Source organism: Chloracidobacterium sp., assembly GCA_016720705.1.
GTDB lineage: Bacteria > Acidobacteriota > Blastocatellia > Pyrinomonadales > Pyrinomonadaceae > OLB17.
This window is the reverse complement of sequence record JADKKB010000007.1, coordinates 2297914-2315176: the sequence shown is the minus strand read 5'-3', so window position 1 is coordinate 2315176 and position 17263 is coordinate 2297914. Positions and strand designations below refer to the sequence as shown.

At 53.1% G+C, this 17263-nt stretch carries 14 protein-coding genes; 10 read left to right on the top strand and 4 right to left on the bottom strand.

What is annotated here, in order from left to right; translation table 11 throughout:
• Nucleotides 1–76: 76 nt before the first annotated feature.
• The 5 genes from IPQ00_17270 to IPQ00_17250 all read left to right on the top strand — a co-directional run bounded on the left by IPQ00_17270 (nucleotide 77) and on the right by IPQ00_17250 (nucleotide 3353).
• Complete coding sequence (locus IPQ00_17270) at nucleotides 77–1141, top strand: hypothetical protein (GenBank protein ID MBL0242318.1); 1065 nt, start codon at nucleotides 77–79, stop codon at nucleotides 1139–1141.
• A gap of 305 nt (nucleotides 1142–1446) precedes the next feature.
• The gene (locus tag IPQ00_17265; protein MBL0242317.1) at nucleotides 1447–2046 is read left to right on the top strand and encodes a hypothetical protein; all 600 of its coding nucleotides are present in this window, start codon (nucleotides 1447–1449) and stop codon (nucleotides 2044–2046) included.
• Between the two features lie 57 nt (nucleotides 2047–2103).
• Nucleotides 2104–2508 carry a VOC family protein gene (locus IPQ00_17260; GenBank protein MBL0242316.1) on the top strand — a complete coding sequence of 135 codons (405 nt, stop codon included), beginning with the start codon at nucleotides 2104–2106 and terminating at the stop codon, nucleotides 2506–2508.
• A gap of 54 nt (nucleotides 2509–2562) precedes the next feature.
• On the top strand, nucleotides 2563–2862 hold the full coding sequence (locus IPQ00_17255) for a pentapeptide repeat-containing protein (protein MBL0242315.1): 300 nt from the start codon (nucleotides 2563–2565) through the stop codon (nucleotides 2860–2862).
• A complete protein-coding gene (locus IPQ00_17250) occupies nucleotides 2862–3353 on the top strand; it encodes a ferritin-like domain-containing protein (protein MBL0242314.1) in 492 nt (163 codons plus the stop codon). The genes IPQ00_17255 and IPQ00_17250 overlap by 1 nt, the downstream gene beginning before the upstream one ends.
• Nucleotides 3354–3494: 141 nt before the next feature.
• On the opposite strand, the gene IPQ00_17245 is transcribed toward IPQ00_17250, so the two are convergent.
• Nucleotides 3495–4454, bottom strand: coding sequence for a GDP-mannose 4,6-dehydratase (locus IPQ00_17245; GenBank protein ID MBL0242313.1), 960 nt, complete (start codon nucleotides 4452–4454; stop codon nucleotides 3495–3497).
• Between the two features lie 86 nt (nucleotides 4455–4540).
• Nucleotides 4541–5392 carry an RDD family protein gene (locus tag IPQ00_17240; protein MBL0242312.1) on the bottom strand — a complete coding sequence of 284 codons (852 nt, stop codon included), beginning with the start codon at nucleotides 5390–5392 and terminating at the stop codon, nucleotides 4541–4543.
• A gap of 122 nt (nucleotides 5393–5514) precedes the next feature.
• Here IPQ00_17240 and IPQ00_17235 point away from each other — a divergent pair, with 122 nt between their 5' ends.
• The 5 genes from IPQ00_17235 to IPQ00_17215 all read left to right on the top strand — a co-directional run bounded on the left by IPQ00_17235 (nucleotide 5515) and on the right by IPQ00_17215 (nucleotide 12525).
• Nucleotides 5515–6036 carry a 6,7-dimethyl-8-ribityllumazine synthase gene (locus IPQ00_17235; GenBank protein ID MBL0242311.1) on the top strand — a complete coding sequence of 174 codons (522 nt, stop codon included), beginning with the start codon at nucleotides 5515–5517 and terminating at the stop codon, nucleotides 6034–6036.
• 550 nt (nucleotides 6037–6586) lie between these two features.
• Entirely contained in the window at nucleotides 6587–6982 is a 396-nt protein-coding gene (gene nusB, locus IPQ00_17230) for a transcription antitermination factor NusB (protein MBL0242310.1), read from the top strand.
• A complete protein-coding gene (locus tag IPQ00_17225) occupies nucleotides 6979–7566 on the top strand; it encodes a hypothetical protein (GenBank protein MBL0242309.1) in 588 nt (195 codons plus the stop codon). Before nusB ends, IPQ00_17225 begins: the two co-directional genes overlap by 4 nt.
• A gap of 106 nt (nucleotides 7567–7672) precedes the next feature.
• Nucleotides 7673–11350 (top strand): multifunctional oxoglutarate decarboxylase/oxoglutarate dehydrogenase thiamine pyrophosphate-binding subunit/dihydrolipoyllysine-residue succinyltransferase subunit, encoded by a 3678-nt coding sequence (locus IPQ00_17220; GenBank protein MBL0242308.1) that lies wholly within the window; start codon nucleotides 7673–7675, stop codon nucleotides 11348–11350.
• A gap of 50 nt (nucleotides 11351–11400) precedes the next feature.
• On the top strand, nucleotides 11401–12525 hold the full coding sequence (locus tag IPQ00_17215) for a CapA family protein (GenBank protein ID MBL0242307.1): 1125 nt from the start codon (nucleotides 11401–11403) through the stop codon (nucleotides 12523–12525).
• A 39-nt stretch (nucleotides 12526–12564) separates the two neighbouring features.
• Here IPQ00_17215 and IPQ00_17210 read toward each other — a convergent pair whose 3' ends face one another.
• On the bottom strand, nucleotides 12565–13353 hold the full coding sequence (locus IPQ00_17210; GenBank protein ID MBL0242306.1) for a hypothetical protein: 789 nt from the start codon (nucleotides 13351–13353) through the stop codon (nucleotides 12565–12567).
• Between the two features lie 72 nt (nucleotides 13354–13425).
• Complete coding sequence (gene smc, locus IPQ00_17205) at nucleotides 13426–17262, bottom strand: chromosome segregation protein SMC (protein ID MBL0242305.1); 3837 nt, start codon at nucleotides 17260–17262, stop codon at nucleotides 13426–13428.
• Nucleotide 17263 lies beyond the last annotated feature (1 nt).

Here is a 17263-nt window from a genome sequence, read left to right as displayed (position 1 = left end):
GAACCGTACCACAGAAACAAAAGAGAGTAGTATCGTCTGAACGACAAAAACAAGGAACACATAGGAAAAATCAATAATGAAGAAACTAGTCACGACCTTCGTAGCACTTTTCATACTATCTCTCGGCGTTTCAAACGCCCTCGCCAATCGTCAGGACTCGCTTGGCACCGTCTATTTCTCCGATCAGCCGTTTGCCGGCGGCGGCACCGCCGGGAGCAAAGCGTCATTTTCGTCAAATGAATTTATTTACGCCCGGCTGGTTCTCAAAAGTGGAACGGTGCGAACAGTTCTTAATCCTGCCCCGCCGAAAAAGGTTGAAAAAGGGTCGCCTGTTGCTGGTATCGACGGATATTCTGTCCCGCTGAGCGTCTATTATCTCGCGAACGGGGCATCAACTAAATTGAGTCATCTTCCTAATTACGTTGTTGTCAGCGAGAGTGATCTCGACAAGACTTATCTCGATTTCGATCTGCTGCCTGCTCCGGACAAAGCTGCGACCGTGATCTACGACGGTGAAAATAAGCCGGCTCAAATGATCTACGATTTTCTCCAAAAAGCCGACGAAGGAACCTACAAAATGGGCGTGCAGATCAGCGCTCGAGGTGCTGACTTTCGAGGAGATCCGACGCCCGCATCGTCTTGGTCGAAGGTCAGCGGTGAATTTTCATTTACATTTCGCGGGAGTGATTACAAGGCTATAAGTGTAAATGGTGAAAGATTAGTGAGCGAGTTTGCTGATCGTTCGGCGAGAGCTATAAGGGCAAATGAGCCGCTTCCTCAAGAGTGGGCGATGAGATCGAATCCGGTAGCTCCCGGATTTACTGAGCCTGTCCTAAAGAGTATGTACGTAAATTCATTCTCTAGCGGTGGCGGATCAAATCTGAACGTCGTAAAGTTCTATGCCGCCCCGGCGTCGCCCGGGGCGTGGCTGATCACCAAAAATGACCTGGGCATACCAAAATACCGAAAATTTAGTCAGACCTACATCGTCTTCGTTCGCAATATCCAGAGTGCTACTTGTTTCTACGAACCCTTCGGGCTTTACCAGGAGTACGCCGGCGGTGGAACTTACGGTCAAACATTGATCGATCACGGATGGGGTGCCAGGTCAATAACATGCGATAAGTTGGGATTGAAATAGATCGAATTACGCACAATTTAATTGTGAGTATAGCCATTAGGCTCAGCATCGAGAGTCACCAGCACACCCGACACAACCCACGTCACCCTGATGAACCGAATGTCAACGATGGCCTCGGTGGTCAACGACTCTCTCGACGCAAAGCCCCAATTGTAATAGCGGTCCGCGATCCGTCCGCACTAAATTTCACATAACAAAAACCATTGATAATACGCAGAGTTTGCCGTATTATCAGCGGTGACCCATTTTATTAGGTAGTTTGCATTTCTCAGTAGAAGTCCACGACGAGAGCAAAAAGGAAAAATATGAAAAATCGAAACTTTGTAACAATTTTTCTGCTTTTGATAACCATCATTGCATTTGGCTTTGGCTGCGCGTCAGCACAGCCTGATTCGAAAAATGCTCAGCCAAAAGCGACCGTTTCGAAAACTACGAAAATTACCAAAGAAATTTTGAAAACAAATCTTACCGGAAAGAATGTGCAATTTGTCGAAAAACTTTCTGATAATGAAAAGCCAAACCCGCTATTTTTGTCGATAAAGGTCGTTGGAAGCGGAGCGGACGGCAAGTCGCCTTTGATGGCCACGCTGAATAGCGAGGCTAAACAAGGAGTCAGTGAACTAGTTACGCAGCTTCGCTCAATATTCAAAATGCGTGCGGACCAAGGAGTCTTTCTAGAAGGGAAAAATGAAGTCGATAAACGAGTAAATATACCGGCAAGCGAAGCCGACATAGCTTTTTACAACAAAGAAAATATCTATGTCGAGGATCTTGAAAAGCTGATCGACGCTCTTCACAAAGCAGAGATCGATCAGATCTCCGTTAATTTTGTAGACAATACGGAAAGAGAAATCACGATCGATGACTTGAACCCTGTACGTCCGCCAAAGATACGAAAACCTTAGTTCAAGGCGGGCACCCACATTTATTTAGACGTTAATATAGACATAAGGTGAAAATTTATGGCAAAGATCACAGGGATTGGTGGCGTGTTTTTTAAGGGAAAGGACGACAATAAGGCACTTGCGGAGTGGTACAACAAACACCTCGGGATGCCGATGGAGAGTTGGGGCGGTACAATCCTCAGATGGGCGGACGACACCGCCGAGGACGGCGGCCTTACTGTCTGGAGCACCGCGGCAAATGACACCAAATGGTTTGCTCCGAGTGAATCTTCGTTTATGATCAACTACCGCGTCGATAATATGGACGAAATGATCGAGCAACTCACAAGCGGCGGTATCGAGATCATCCAAGGCCCCGAATCCCACGAAAACGGTAAATTTGCCTGGATCATGGACCCGGACGGCAACAAGATCGAATTGTGGGAACCGATGATCTTTGACGAAAAAAACAAGAGTGTCTGAGACGCTTGTCCGAGCGGCCATCCATTTTGGCTTGGGCAACCCGGAGGACCAAATATGTCAGAAACACCGAAATTCGAACACACCTCGCTCGAGAGAGCCACTTTTGCGGACGTTTCTCTTGCTGGAGCAACATTTAATGATGTCGATCTCAGCGGGTCGCATTTCAGTGATGTGAATATGCAAAATGTTGATTTCGCAGACGTATCTTTTGCAAACTCAAAGATCGCAAACGCCGATCTCAGCAACGTTTCGATCGACGACACCAACATCGACGGTATGACGATCAACGGCATTCTTGTGACTGATCTGCTTGCCGCTTACGACAAGACGGTTTCGCCCGCCGCGAACCAATAATGCCGGTAAATGCTCGAGCGAGCCTTATCCGCATTCTGCAAAACGCTCACGCCGGTGAGTGTGCGGCAGCATATGCATATCGCGGGCATTGGAAATCGCTGAAGGACTCGCGCGAGAAAGACCGCATTCGTGAGATCGAGGCCGAGGAATGGGATCATCGCGGACGTGTTGCCGAATGGCTTGATAAGCTCGGTGCCAACCCAAGACCTTTACGAGAAAAGATATTCTGGACGATCGGCCGCACGCTTGGAGCGACCTGCTTCCTCTCGGGGTGGTTTATGCCGATGTATTTCGCCGGCCGTCTCGAAAGCCAGAACTCGGTCGAGTACGAGGACGCCGCAAAATTTGCGGATGAATTAGGAATGGACGATTGCGTCGCTGACCTCCTCGATATGGCACGGGTTGAGGTAGAGCACGAACAGTTTTTTCACAGCGTTGTTGCTACCCACTGGCTGTTGCCCTCGATGAAGCGAGTTTTTGGATGGAGTTAGCAAGTTGCGGCCAGCCACGACCGGCACGTGTTCTGAGTTGCAGGCGATTGATGTTGCACATTTCCGACAGTAAACTTCAAAGATCGTTGAGGACCGACACTGAATGTAGTCAGCTATACGTCGACCCAAATACAGATCTTGCTATTTCGTCCCACAAAACCATTCAACAAATTTTGGTATGCCGTCGGCGATCTTGGTCGTTGGGTTGTAGGCGAGCAGTTCACGGGCTTTTGAAATATCGGCGTATGTACAGGGCACGTCGCCGGGCTGCATTGGCTGATGGTCGATGACGGCCTTGGTGTCGAGTGCCCTTTCAATTAACGCAATAAGTTCCTTCAGCTCAATAGTTTGCGATTCGCCGAGGTTAAAGACTTCGTGCATCGAGGCGTCATAGTCGATCGACGCCCGGACGCCCTGTATGATGTCGTCGATATATGTGTAATCACGCCGTGTGGTGCCATCGCCAAACATCTGGATCGGCCTGCCGTCAGAGATCAGCTTGGCAAATTTATGGATCGCGAGGTCAGGGCGTTGCCGTGCACCATATACGGTAAAAAACCGGAGGCAGACAGTTCGTATATCGTGCAAATGTGAATACGTATGACAGAGCAATTCGCCCGCCGCCTTGGTCGCGGCGTATGGCGAGATAGGCTGATGAATTCGGTCGTCCTCTGCAAACGGCATTTTGCAATTGATGCCGTAAACGCTCGACGACGAAGCAAATACAAATTGTTTTACGCTGTGGACACGAGCGAGTTCCAGCAGGTTGAGCGTACCGTTTATATTGGTCTCGGCATACAGCTTAGGTTCGGCCAGGGACGGACGCACTCCCGCCCTCGCGGCGAGGTGAACGATGACGTCAAACACACTTTCGGAAAAAACCTCCGCAAGTGCGGCGGCATCGCGAATATCAGCCTCGACCATTCGGTAATTTGCACGCCCAAGATGCTCAGCTATGTTCGCCCGCTTGATGTCCGGCGAGTAAAAGCCGTTAAAGTCATCAACGACAGTAATTTTCCAATCGCCTTCCGCGAGCAGACGGTCGACCAGATGCGAGCCAATAAATCCGGCACCACCGGTTATTAAAATATTTCGTTTCACGTTGGTATTAAGCGACCCGCGGCAGGAAATCGATTTACACGGACGACGTGCAAAATTATTACAAAAACTCTGGTATTAACCAAACTCTAGTTTAGAAATTTCCGTCTTGCGTGGTAACGGTGGAGCAGTTCCTCGAGAAATCCCTCGTATGTAAATTCAGTGATGTCGTAATTCGGCTTGAGCTTATACATCAGCGGCAGTGCTACACGCCACGCCATCCAGATACGCTGCTTGTCGGTGAGGTCCCAGCGGCGGCGCAGAAAGCTCTCGACAACCTCGATCTCGACTTCGCTCACCAGGTCGATGTCGGCCTGAAACTCCAGTCGTTTCTGCACGCGGCTAAATGCCGTATCGCTGACCGGATTTGAGAATGTCTGTGCAAATGTCGGTGCTTCGTCCGCACGCTCGCGGATAACGACCGTCCCGGCAAAGATATCACCGAGGCGCTGATCGCGATTGCTCAAAAAGATCGTGATCAGCCCGATCGAATAAACCGGAATGATAAAGCCCGGCACGGCATCGCCGATCCGCAAAAGGTTACGGGCGATCGCCTCCCATAGTGTGATGGGGCGGCCATCCTCACGGATCACGCGAAGCTTCATAAGCTTTTTGCCCGGCGTCTGGCCATTTAACAACCACTCAAAAAAGATAAAATAACCGGCAAATATCAGAAAAAGGCCGAGTATTGTGATCGCGATCGTCCACTTGGGCATCTCGCTGAACATCTTGTCCGGTGAATCGACGACATCGCTCGCACTCATCCCGGCCAGAGCGAACAGAACCCAAGCGACAATAAAAATCGATAAATATTGAATGAAATGATCGATAGCCACCGCCAAGAATCGGTTACCGATCGACGCCAGGGCAAACTCGAGCGGTACACGCTCGGGCGTTTCGATGATCAGCGTTTCTTCGGTTTCGATGATGTGGCGCGACATTTTCTTGGGCTATTATTCGGTGAATCGGGGCTAAAAGCAAAAGTCCGCGTTCTATCTTGGCAATCTCGTATAGCGTTCTCTATACTCTAGTATGCGGAATTGTCGCATTTGGGTAACACAAATTGAAAACGGAACTTAAACGAGCACCATTCACCGCCGCCGGCCGCCGCTTTGCGATAGTCGTCAGCCGATGGAATCACGAACTCACCTCAAGGCTCGCCGAAGGGGCGATTGAGGCCCTCAGCGGCGCGGGAGCTGATATGGGTGACGTTGAAACTTTTTGGGTGCCCGGAGCCTTTGAGTTGCCGATGGCGTGTCAGATGGCCGCAGAATCAGGCGACTTTGACGCGGTGATCGCTCTTGGGGTGGTCATTCGGGGCGACACACCACATTTTGATTACGTAGCCGGACAGGCCGCAGCCGGCATTATGCAGGCCGCTCTCAACACAGGCATCCCGGTTCTCTTTGGCGTTATAACAGCCGACAATACCGAACAGGCGGTCGCTCGTTCGGGCAAAAAAGAAGATAATAAAGGTTACGAAGCTGCCCTCTCGGCGATCGAGATGGCAGAACTAAGCCGCGAGTTTGCCGGTCGCGAACAGATGTTTGCTACCGAAGATAAGGTGATTCCGAATGTCGTTTGAAAAAGTTGAAAAGAGTTCGGGAACCCGACATAAAGCCCGCGAATGTTCGCTGCATATGCTATTTGCGTATGATCTGGTCCGGCAGGTTCGCTTTACCTCCGGTGATTATTGGGCAGAGCTCGGGTTGGAGCAATTTCACAAAGGTGCAAATGACCTGCTCAGAAAGGTCACGACCGGTGCCGACGATCTCGGAAAACTGTTTGACCAGATCCGAATATTGCTCAGGCGTGCGGACAATCTTGATCGCGAGAGCTCACGGGCAACAAAACTCAAATATCTGGACAATCTGAACAGCCTTTTGCGAAAGACTTACGGCAAGCTTCGGGACTCGATCGCCAATAACGACGCGCCGGATTCGGAAGACGTAAAGGTGGTCGTTGAAAACATCAGAACCAACTTTGAACGACTTGTCATCGATTTTACTCATATTGAGACATTGGACAGAACCAATTTCTTCAAGGATGAACACCGTGAGATCAAGGATCTTTCCGCTAAGGTCGAAATAGTTCTAAACGGCCTTTCTGCTAAAACGCTGCCGTCGATCGACGAAATGATCGTGGCAGTTACGCCTGCACGAACCTTTGCCGACAAATTGGCATTAGGAACGATCGACAACCTGGAAGCGATCGATGACCGCATCCGAACGCGTGCCGAGCACTGGCGCATCGAGCGAATGGCGATCGTTGACCGAAATGTTCTGCGTTTGGCCGTGTTTGAATTTCTCTATACCGACACGCCTCACACGGTCGTTATTAATGAAGCTCTCGAGATCGCCCGACGGTTTTCGACCTATGAGGCCACCCAGTTTATCAACGGTATTCTCGACGGTATAAAACAAGATCTCGACACCGCGTCGAACGGCAGTGAGGCACCCGAAAGCGACGTATCGGCCGCGGCCGACAACCCCAAGCCCACTCGCACCAGATCACGCTCATCAGCAAAATGATGCCCCGCCGATACCTTTTGGCAATTTCCGTGACGTTCGCATTATTTGCGTTCACGCTAGTCGTGCCTGCGCAGGAGTTCCCCAAAAAGATACGCGGATACAAGGTTCATATTGCAAAGGTAAATGTGGATGGCGGTGCAGAGTCGCAAGAAGCCGACGGCCTGGACGCCGCGGTCACTGTCAGCACGCCGACCGTCGTAGATGTTGGACTAAGCGGCGTAACAGTCGACGTCGACGGCACCTTCATCGCCCTTGCCCAGAGTGGAACTGTCGACTTTCTCACCTTCAACGATCTCAGCGTCAATGGTATCAGCGTCGAAGCGGATGAGTATCGGCAATCTTTTTCATTTTCTAAAGACCAACGCATCAAACTTCCGGCGCCGATCCGGCTAAAGGTTGGAACCTTTAACCTGGCAAAGGCTGCCTACCGGGAGTTCGTCTCGTCAAAAGATCAGTGGAAAATAACGGGCACGGTGTTCGTGTTTGGCCGGTTTAGAAAGTTTGGAATGACTTTTAAGCGTGTCGTGCCGATCAAAATATCAATGCTGATTCGCAATCCTATACCTGCCGCCCTCCGAAAATAAGAGAAACTACATTTTTCGGCCCAATTGCGATAGACTTGAAAGTTAGGCTATTTTTTGCAAGGAAAGTGATAATACCGTGAAGGAAAATAACGATCTATCTACATTTATACAAGAGAATTTTGGTTCGAACGCAACGTATGTCGAAGGCCTTTTGGAACGATATCGGAGTGATCCGAAGCTAGTTGACGATGCGTGGCAAGACTATTTCGGCGATCTGCTGAATGGTAAAACTCCAGCCGATGCCGCTTCTGCCGCACCAAAACCAAGCGTTGTCGCGGCTCCGATCGCTGAGGTGGCCACAACCCCAAAACCGCCGGTTGTCGTGCCGCTCTCAGCGGATACCACGACTCGCGCCATTACTGGTCCAGCTAAAAAGATCGTCGAAAATATGGAGAGCAGTCTGACCGTTCCAACGGCGACGAGTTTTCGCACGATCCCGGTCAAGATCCTCGAGGAGAATCGCCGTATCATCAATGACCATCTTTCGACAGGGTTGCGAGGTAAGGTCTCGTTTACACACATCATCGCTTGGGCGATAGTCTCGGCGATCAAATCATATCCGAATATGAATGTCGGTTTTGGAATGGTCGATGGCATCGCTTCGCGCCTAGAACATCAGGATGTAAACCTCGGGATCGCTATCGACATCGAGAAAAAGGACGGCTCACGCACTTTGCTCGTACCCAATATCAAGGGCGCCGATAAGATGAGCTTCACCGCTTTTTATGCAGCCTACAACGCTCAGGTCAAAAAGGCTCGTGACGGTAAACTCGAGATCGCTGATTTTCAGGGAACGACAATCTCCCTGACCAATCCCGGCACGATCGGCACCGCCGCATCCAATCCGCGACTGATGTCAGGGCAGAGTGCGATCATCGCGACCGGTGCGATCGAGCATCCGCCGGAGTACCAGGCGATGACCGCGGGGACGATCTCGGCACTGGGCATCAGCAAGACGGTCACGATCACTAATACCTATGACCACCGTGTCATACAGGGTGCCGAGAGCGGTATGTTCCTGGCTCGGATCAACGAGTATCTGAAAGGACAGCACGGATTTTACGACGAGATCTTTGCGGATTTCGAGATCCGTTTTCCGCCGCTCCGCTGGGTCGATGACTATAACCCATCGCTATTCGGCGGCGAACAGGCAAAGGTCGAGAAACAGGCGAACGTGTTGCAGTTGATCAATGACTATCGGGTCCGCGGCCATATGTTGGCTGACGTCGATCCGCTAAATATGACAACCCATTACACGCCGGAATTGGACCTCGAAAATTTCGGCCTGACGATATGGGACCTCGACCGCGAATTTATTACCGGTGGTCTGCACGGTGAGCAAACCGCGACACTTCGCCGCATTTTGGACATACTTCGCCGAGCGTATTGCGGCAAGGTGGGCGTCGAATATCGCCACCTCAGGAGTGACGAGCAGAAGGACTGGATCCGCCGTCAGGTTCGCGAGAAATTTGTCGACACCAAACCACTCTCCGCCGAGACCAAAAAGGAATTGCTCCAAAAGCTTATCGAGGCCGAGCAGTTCGAGCAGTTTCTGCATAAAAAATATCTTGGACAAAAGCGCTTTTCGCTTGAGGGTTGCGAGACTGTTATACCGATGCTCGATCAACTGATCGAGGGTGCGTCAGCCCGCGGCGTCGATGAGATCTATATGGGAATGGCCCATCGCGGACGCCTCAACGTGCTTGCCAATATCGTCGGCGACCCGGATACGGGCGATATGGCCGAGCGTATTTTCACCGTATTTGAGGGAACATCGCATCCCGACTTCCCCGCCGACGAAGGCGACGTTAAGTATCACCAGGGCGCAGTTGGGCTCAGAAAGACCAAGGCCGGCCGTGATCTTCATATCCAGCTTTCGTGTAATCCGAGCCACCTCGAGACCGTCGATCCGGTCGTGGAGGGAATGGCCCGGGCACGCCAGGACAAACTGTACGAGGGATCCGGCCGTACGCGTGAAGAGACTCACGATATGGTTATGCCGTTACTGCTGCACGGCGATGCCGCATTTGCCGGTCAGGGCGTCGTAATGGAAACGCTCCAACTCGCCAGCCTACCGGGCTATCGGACCGGCGGCACGATCCACCTGGTCATCAATAATCAGATCGGATTTACGACGTCGCCCGGACTAAGCCGAAGTTCCGTCTATTCGACGGATGCGGCTCACGTTACGCAAACGCCGGTCTTTCACATTAATGCTGATGCCCCCGAGGCTGCATACCGTGTGATCCAGATCGCCCTCGACTATCGCCGCGAATTTAACCTCGACGTCGTGCTCGACCTGATCGGGTTTCGGCGTCTCGGCCATAACGAAGGCGACGAGCCGAGTTACACGCAACCGGTGATGTATGCCCGCGTGAAAGCTCATCCGGGTACACGTCATCTGTATGCTCAACAGCTTATCCGCGAAGGCGTGATCACCGATGACGATCTGACGGAAATGACCGGAAAGGTCGTCGAAAAATACGAGGGCGTTCTGGCTCGGGCTAAGAATATCGCTGCCGAAAAGCCGGCAAAAGCCACGCTCGCCCCGCCGCCCGTCGATGATGACGGTTCAAACGTGCTCGAAACGGGCGTTGCTGCCGAGGTGCTAAAGACCGTTGCCGACAAGATCTCGCTCGTCCCCGAAGGCTTTAGCGTCAACCCGAAAATGGTCGGCCAACTTGCCCGCCGTGCCAAAATGGGCGAGGGCGAGGTGCCGATGGACTGGGCATTTGGCGAACTGATGGCGATCGGCTCGCTAGTGCTCGAGGGCTCTTCTGTTCGGTTCAGCGGTCAGGATTCCGGCCGCGGCACGTTTTCGCAACGGCACGCCAATATGTACGACACGATGACCGGCGACCGTTGGGCTCCGCTCAACGAACTCCGCAGCGTCACCGACCCAAATGCACGTGCGTATATATTCGACAGTTCGCTGTCGGAGTATGGCGTGCTGGGTTTCGAATACGGCTATTCGGTTTTGTCGCAAAATCATCTCGTCGCGTGGGAAGCTCAGTTCGGTGACTTTTCAAACGGGGCACAGATCATGATCGACCAGTACATTTCATCCTCAGAGGACAAATGGCAGCAGCATTCGCCGTTGGTAATGCTTTTGCCGCACGGGTTCGAAGGCCAGGGGCCCGAGCACTCGTCGGCACGGCTCGAACGATATCTTCAGTTATGTGCAGAAAACAATATGCAGGTTTGTTACCCAACGACACCTGCTCAATATTTCCACTTATTGCGGCGGCAGGTCAGGCAGGACATCGTTCGGCCGTTGATCGTAATGACGCCGAAGAGTCTTTTGCGCTTACCCGCGGCGACTTCAGAAATGTCCGAGCTTGAGTCGGGCGGTTTCCATTCGGTGATCGATGACGCGTCGATCACTGATCGTTCTAAAGTACGACGTATCTCAATATGTAGCGGCAAGGTCTTCTATGACCTGGATCACGCACGTTCGGCCGCCGGCAACCCGGATGTCGCAATCATTAGGCTCGAGCAGTTCTATCCGTTCCCGGCCACAAGGCTTGCTGAAGTGATCGCCTCGTACCCAAATGTGAAAGAGTTCGTCTGGACTCAGGAAGAACCGAAAAATATGGGCGGGTGGAGTTTTGTCGAGCCGCGTTTTCGAAGCATCCTTCCGGTGGGCGTCACACTCCAATATGTTGGCCGTGCGGCATCGGCATCGCCGGCGACCGGTTCCTACGCGATCCACAATCTCGAGCAGACCAAGTTGATAGAGGAAACTCTGGGCTCAGCAGACGACGAAACGTCGGCGGCGGGCTGAACTGTTATCGGCGAACAATAGGAATGGCTACGATCTTTAGAATGTTAATTATGACCTACCCGAAACTGATGTTGGTGACGCTGGCGTCATCGATCGCGATATTTATAACCTTGGCCTGCCAGCCAAAGATCGTCAACAGTGAAGAGCCTCCGAAGGCGACTGTCGCAGCCCCGGAGCCAACGCCGCCGACCAACAAGGAACCGATCACGATCGCGGCCGTCGGCGACATTATGATGGCGTCCCCGTTTCCGAACGAAAGCCGGATGCCGCCGAATGATGGTGCCGATCTGCTGAAAGAAGTGACGCCGATACTGTCTGCGGCCGATATCGCTTTCGGCAACCTCGAGGGCCCGATGATCGACACCGGTGTGTCGGCTAAATGCCGACCCGGATCGACGCAGTGCTTTGCATTTCGCGTGCCTACCCGATACGGCAAATATCTAAAAGAAGCCGGTTTCGACGTAATGAGCGTCGCCAATAATCACGCCGGCGATTTTGGACTGGCCGGACGCATCAGCACACAAAAAGTTCTGGATGAACAGGGCATAAAGTATGCCGGCAGCCTCGACCCGCATGCAACGACGGCGTTTCTCGAAGCTAAAGGCAAGCGCATCGCTGTCATCGGATTCGGCCACAACAATGGTATGCCGAGCATCAATGACCTTGCCGGAGCACGCCAACTGGTGCTCGAAGCCAAGAAAAAGGCGGACATTGTCATTATTTCGTTTCACGGTGGTGCCGAGGGCACCGACCGACAGAATGTGCCCAACCGCAACGAACTTTTCTTAGGCGAAAACCGCGGCAATCTGCCGGCATTCTCACATACTGTTATTGATGCGGGTGCAGATCTGGTACTCGGTCACGGTCCGCACGTTATGCGCGGGATGGAACTCTACAAAGACCGTTTGATCGCATATTCGCTCGGCAATTTTGCGACCTATGGCTGGTTTCGGCTCGCCGCTGAAACTGCATTGACCATGGTGCTCGAGGTGAACCTGGGCGCGGATGGGAGTTTTATAAGTGGCAAAATCAACGCCGCTACTCTCGAAGGCAAGGGCATTCCGACACTTGATAAGAACGGCACTTCGATCCGCACCGTACGAAATCTCTCGATTGCCGACTTTGGCACAAACGCACCAAAGATCGCCGACGACGGCACGATCACTCCGAAGTAAATCGGCAACTAACGATGTGATTGAATATTGTGTGACCGTCTACTTCTTAACTTTCTCGATCTGTTTAATCAGACGTGCGGCGTGGTTGCGGGCGATCAGCGGCAGGCGTTCATCTTCGCTTATCTCCTTGATGAACGCCAAAAGGTGCGGCGGATCGGAGATCTCACCGAGGCGCAGATACGTGTCGAGTGTGCCTATCATCCGCGGAGCCTCAAGCGGCTGATTTTCGCGTGTGACCACCATATCAAATTTCCAGACGTACTCGTTGGCGATCCGCCTGTATTCATCCATCAAAAACTTAGCGTCCTTATTCTCGGTCCAATTGTATTTGACGGTCCGCTCGCGTCCGTCTAGTCTCAGCGTGATCTCGTTAGAGCCCATATTGGCAAGTTCTTTTTCATATTGATACGACTCGGTCGAATCGAGAAAGTGCAAGCGTTCAAAAGCCTGCTTGAGGCCATCGATGGTCTTTTCGGACAATTGGATCGGGTCGGTCATCGTTTCGTCAAAATCCTTTTTGAGAAACGCGATCGTGCCTTTACCGCTGTCGTCGTGCTCAATGACTATCTTTGACGTCAGGAATCCGGGTCTTTCAAATTTGAATATATGAGTTGGGACGAACGTCGGTTTGGCCTTATCGCCAGATTTAACGCTGGGATCGGGGCGGCCGTTCTTCTTCTCAGGAGTTGGTTCGGGTGTCGGTTGTGGAGTCGATCGAGCGATCGGCGGCGGTGTTCCGGGCCGTGGCGTCTTTTTGACCTGGGCCGAGACAGCAACCACAGCCAATACAACGTAACACAAAACCGCTATTTTTTTTCGGAGATCCATCGTTGTCAGAACCGCTAGCGCACAAAGTATCGGGAGTTTTGATGTGGCAAATACCGGATCGGTTGGCACGTGCTATTCAAACTTGACCGAAACGACCTTCGACACGCCTGCTTCCTGCATGGTTACGCCGTAGAGAGCTCTGGCGGCCTCCATCGTCCGCTTGTTATGAGTGATGACGATGAACTGCGTCTTTTCGGACATTTCGGCGATCTTATTGACGAATCGGCCGACGTTGGCGTCATCGAGCGGAGCGTCCACCTCATCGAGCAGACAGAAAGGCGATGGCCGGTACTTGAATATCGCCATTACCAGTGCGATCGCCGTCATAGCCTTTTCACCGCCGGAGAGCAAAAGTATATTCTGCAAGCGTTTGCCCGGCGGTTGGGCGACGACCTCGATGCCGGCCTCGAGAATATCTTCGGATTCGAGCAGCGTCATCTCGCCGCGGCCACCGCCAAATAGCTCCTGGAAAAATTCGACGAAATGGGCGTTGATCGCGTCAAACGCCGAACGGAATTTCTCACGGGAACGCTGCTTGATCTCTCGCAGAGCTTCTTCGGTCGTCGCTATACTATCGATGATATCCTGCCGCTGGGTCGTCAAAAATTGCCAACGCTCCTCGGCTTCACCGAGTTCCTCAAGCGCAAGCATATTGATCGCTCCAAAGGAATCGAGGCGTTGGCGGAGGCTCTCGGTCTCGCGGCGGGCGTCATTTAGATCAAAATCTACATCAAATTCGACCTCTGCCACGAGTTGCTCGAGCGGCAGATTAAGTTCGTGTTCGCAATTTTCGCCTACGTTCTTTAATTCTGTGATCGTCTCCGCCTGACGCACCTCGATCTCAGCCCGGCGATTGAGGGCGTCCGAGGCAGCACGGTTTAGCTGAGCGAGGTTCTCACTCATACGGTCGGCATTCTCGCGAGCCGCCGCAAGTGCGTTGATCGCGGCCGTTAGGGCATCTCGCTCGCCCGCGATATCGGTCGATGCGGCCGCAATGCGGTCTGTGATCTCAGTGATCGCCGTGTGAAGCAGTTTGATCTTACCGTCGGCCTCACCGATCTCGAGTTCCTGAAAAGCAAGTCGTGATTCGATCTCGCGGCCTTCGTTCTCGACGCGCCGTAGTGCCGATTGGGCCGAACGCCGGCGTTCGCCAGACGTGGCAGCGGTCATTCGCTTGTCATTGAGCTTTAAGTTGGCCGCCTCGACACTCTCGCGAGCGGAGCTTAGCCCGTTGGCGATACCGTCAAGGCGTTCCGAAGCTTCAACGCGCGCCTTCTCTGCTGCATCTCGATTCTGGGCAGCGTCAGTGATCCTTTGGCCCAGTTCGACAAGCTCGGACTGAGTTTGGCCGGTTTCGTCCTCAACCACTTTGCGGTGACGCTCAGAACGCTCGATCTCTTCGCGGGCAGCACGCACCTGGATCTGCAGTCCGTGAATCCCGCGATCGACCTTGATCATCAATGACTGAAGATCGACCGTCTTGCTTTCAAACTCGACCAGTACATCACGGGCCTTTTCTACCCCGCCTCGTGCTGTGTCGATCTCGGATAAAAGTTTTGCTACGGCGGCACCTAGGTCGTTCAGTTCACGCTTGAACGCAAGCAGCGACTCATTCTTACCATCCGAGCCCTGCTTGCCGCCGATAAACATACGGCCGCCCAAGAGCACTTCGCCTTCAAAATTTATCTGGATCTCGCCGGCGATGGCCGCACCCGCCGATAGGTCTTCGACGAGCGTTGCGGACATTTCACGGGGAAATACCTCACGGAGGGTATCGGCAAATTCGGCCGAAATACCAAGGTGATCTTCGATCGAACCGGGGACCGCGGCTCGGCCTTTCGATGCTGATCCATTCCCTTTCGGAGCGATCAGCATTGCCGTTCGGCCGATATCATTGTCCTTGAGCCACGTTGCCAATCGGCGAGCGTCCTCGAGCGAATCCACGATAACCGCCTCGAGATACGGCCCAAAAAGCGTCTCGATCGCACGTTCCGCACGGGCCGCGACCTTTAGGCGGTCCGCGAGTACGCCGCCGAGTTTAACGCCGATCGACTCCTGCTCAGCAAATAGCTTCTGCACCTGCGGCGTATAGACAGCCCGCTTTTCCTCGAGTTCGTTAAGCGTTGCGAGGCGGTGCTTTTTGGCCGAATATTCGTCTGACAATCGATCGAGATCGCTCTCTGCATCACGCAAAACTGCTCGTGCGTCGTTCGTCCGGGCCAGCAATGCTTCCTTTTCTACCGTCAGGCCCTGTAACTTGATCTCTTCGGCGGCCAGCGTTGACGCGAGTTCGGCGGCCTGCTTTTCGTGTTCGGCAAAATTCACTGCCGCCCGTTCGCCTTCCGATCTCAGCCCCTCGACCCGCATCGAGAGTTTTTCCAGATTGATCTCAAGTTGACGGCCGATCTCGTCGAAACGCTCGGCCGCCGCTGTATGCTGCATCAATTCGGCTCGAACGGTCTCCATCGCAGTCTCGATCGTCTGGAGTGCCGCCGCCTCACGGCCATATTCTTCTTCGGCGGCCTTGAGATCGGAATCGGCTTTGCCAAATGATTCGGCCTCGGCCCGATCATCTTTCTGCAGGCGTTCGAGTTCGCCGGCGAGGGTTTCGAGACGCTCCTTGCTCGACGCTATTTCTCCGCGTAACACCTCCGACCGATTATTGAGATTGACCAGTTGTTCGGATCTGTAAATGTGTTCGCGCTCGGCACGGTCACGCTCGAGAGCGTTGTCGGAGTGGAACTTGCGAAGCTCCGCAAGGCTCTCTTCGGCATTTCGAGCATTTTGCGTCGACTCACGCACTGCTTCTTCCTTGGCAGTGACCTGCAGGCCGAGATCTGTCTCGGTAGCGATTGCTCCGGCAAGTTCAATCTTGAGAGTTTCCGACAGTTCTGAAAGGTGTTTGCCTTCAGCAGCAAATAGCTGCCGCAATAGCACACGAAATTCTTCTTGAAGTATCTTAAAACGACGTGTCTTAGCCGCTTGTCGTCGAAGTGAATTGACCTGTTTATCGATCTCCGAAACGATGTCAGAGATGCGCCCGAGATTGTTCTTGGCCGTATCGAGCCGCGATTCGGCCGCCCGCTGGCGAGACCGGAATTTTGAAATGCCCGCAGCTTCTTCGATCAAATTTCGGCGATCGGCGGGCTTGGCAGAGAGTATCTGGCCGATGCGTCCCTGTTCGATGATCGCGTAATGTGCGCCTGAAAGTCCGGTGCCCGCAAATAGGTCCGTGATATCACGTAAGCGGCAGGTCCTGCCGTTCAGTTGATATTCGCTCTCACCTGAAAGGTAGAGCCGACGCGTGACCGAAACTGCCTCGCCGGGTGCAAAATCGAGTGCGAAAGAGCGCGGACGCCAATGGCGTTTCGATTTGACCTTGGTCTCGACCGTGCGGATCGAACCGACCTGCGCCGCCTGAACCGTCTCGATCTCGACACCGCCTTCGTCCGGTGCTCCGGCCGAAAACTCAGAAACCGATCCACCATTGTCGACTTCGGCGGCGACTAAGTCAGCGGCCTCGACCACCTCGTCGGCATCGATGCCCTCGATCGCGTCCATATCTACGGCCGCCTCATCGATCCCGCTAAGAGCTTCGTCGATGTCCTCGAGTTCGCTTTCTTCAATGTCAAAGACCGTATTGTCCCGGACCATATGCAGGACGACCTCAGCCATCCCGCCCGGCTTTCGGGTTTTGGTTCCGGCAAAGACGACGTCCTTCATCTCGCCCCCGCGAAGACTCTTGGCACGCTGTTCACCGAGAACCCACGACATCGCGTCCGAAACGTTCGATTTACCGCAGCCATTAGGCCCGACGACCGCAGTTATGCCGCTTCCGGTGAAGACGATCTCAGTGTGGTCGGCAAATGATTTGAAGCCCGATATTTCCAGGCGCTGAAGCTTAAACATC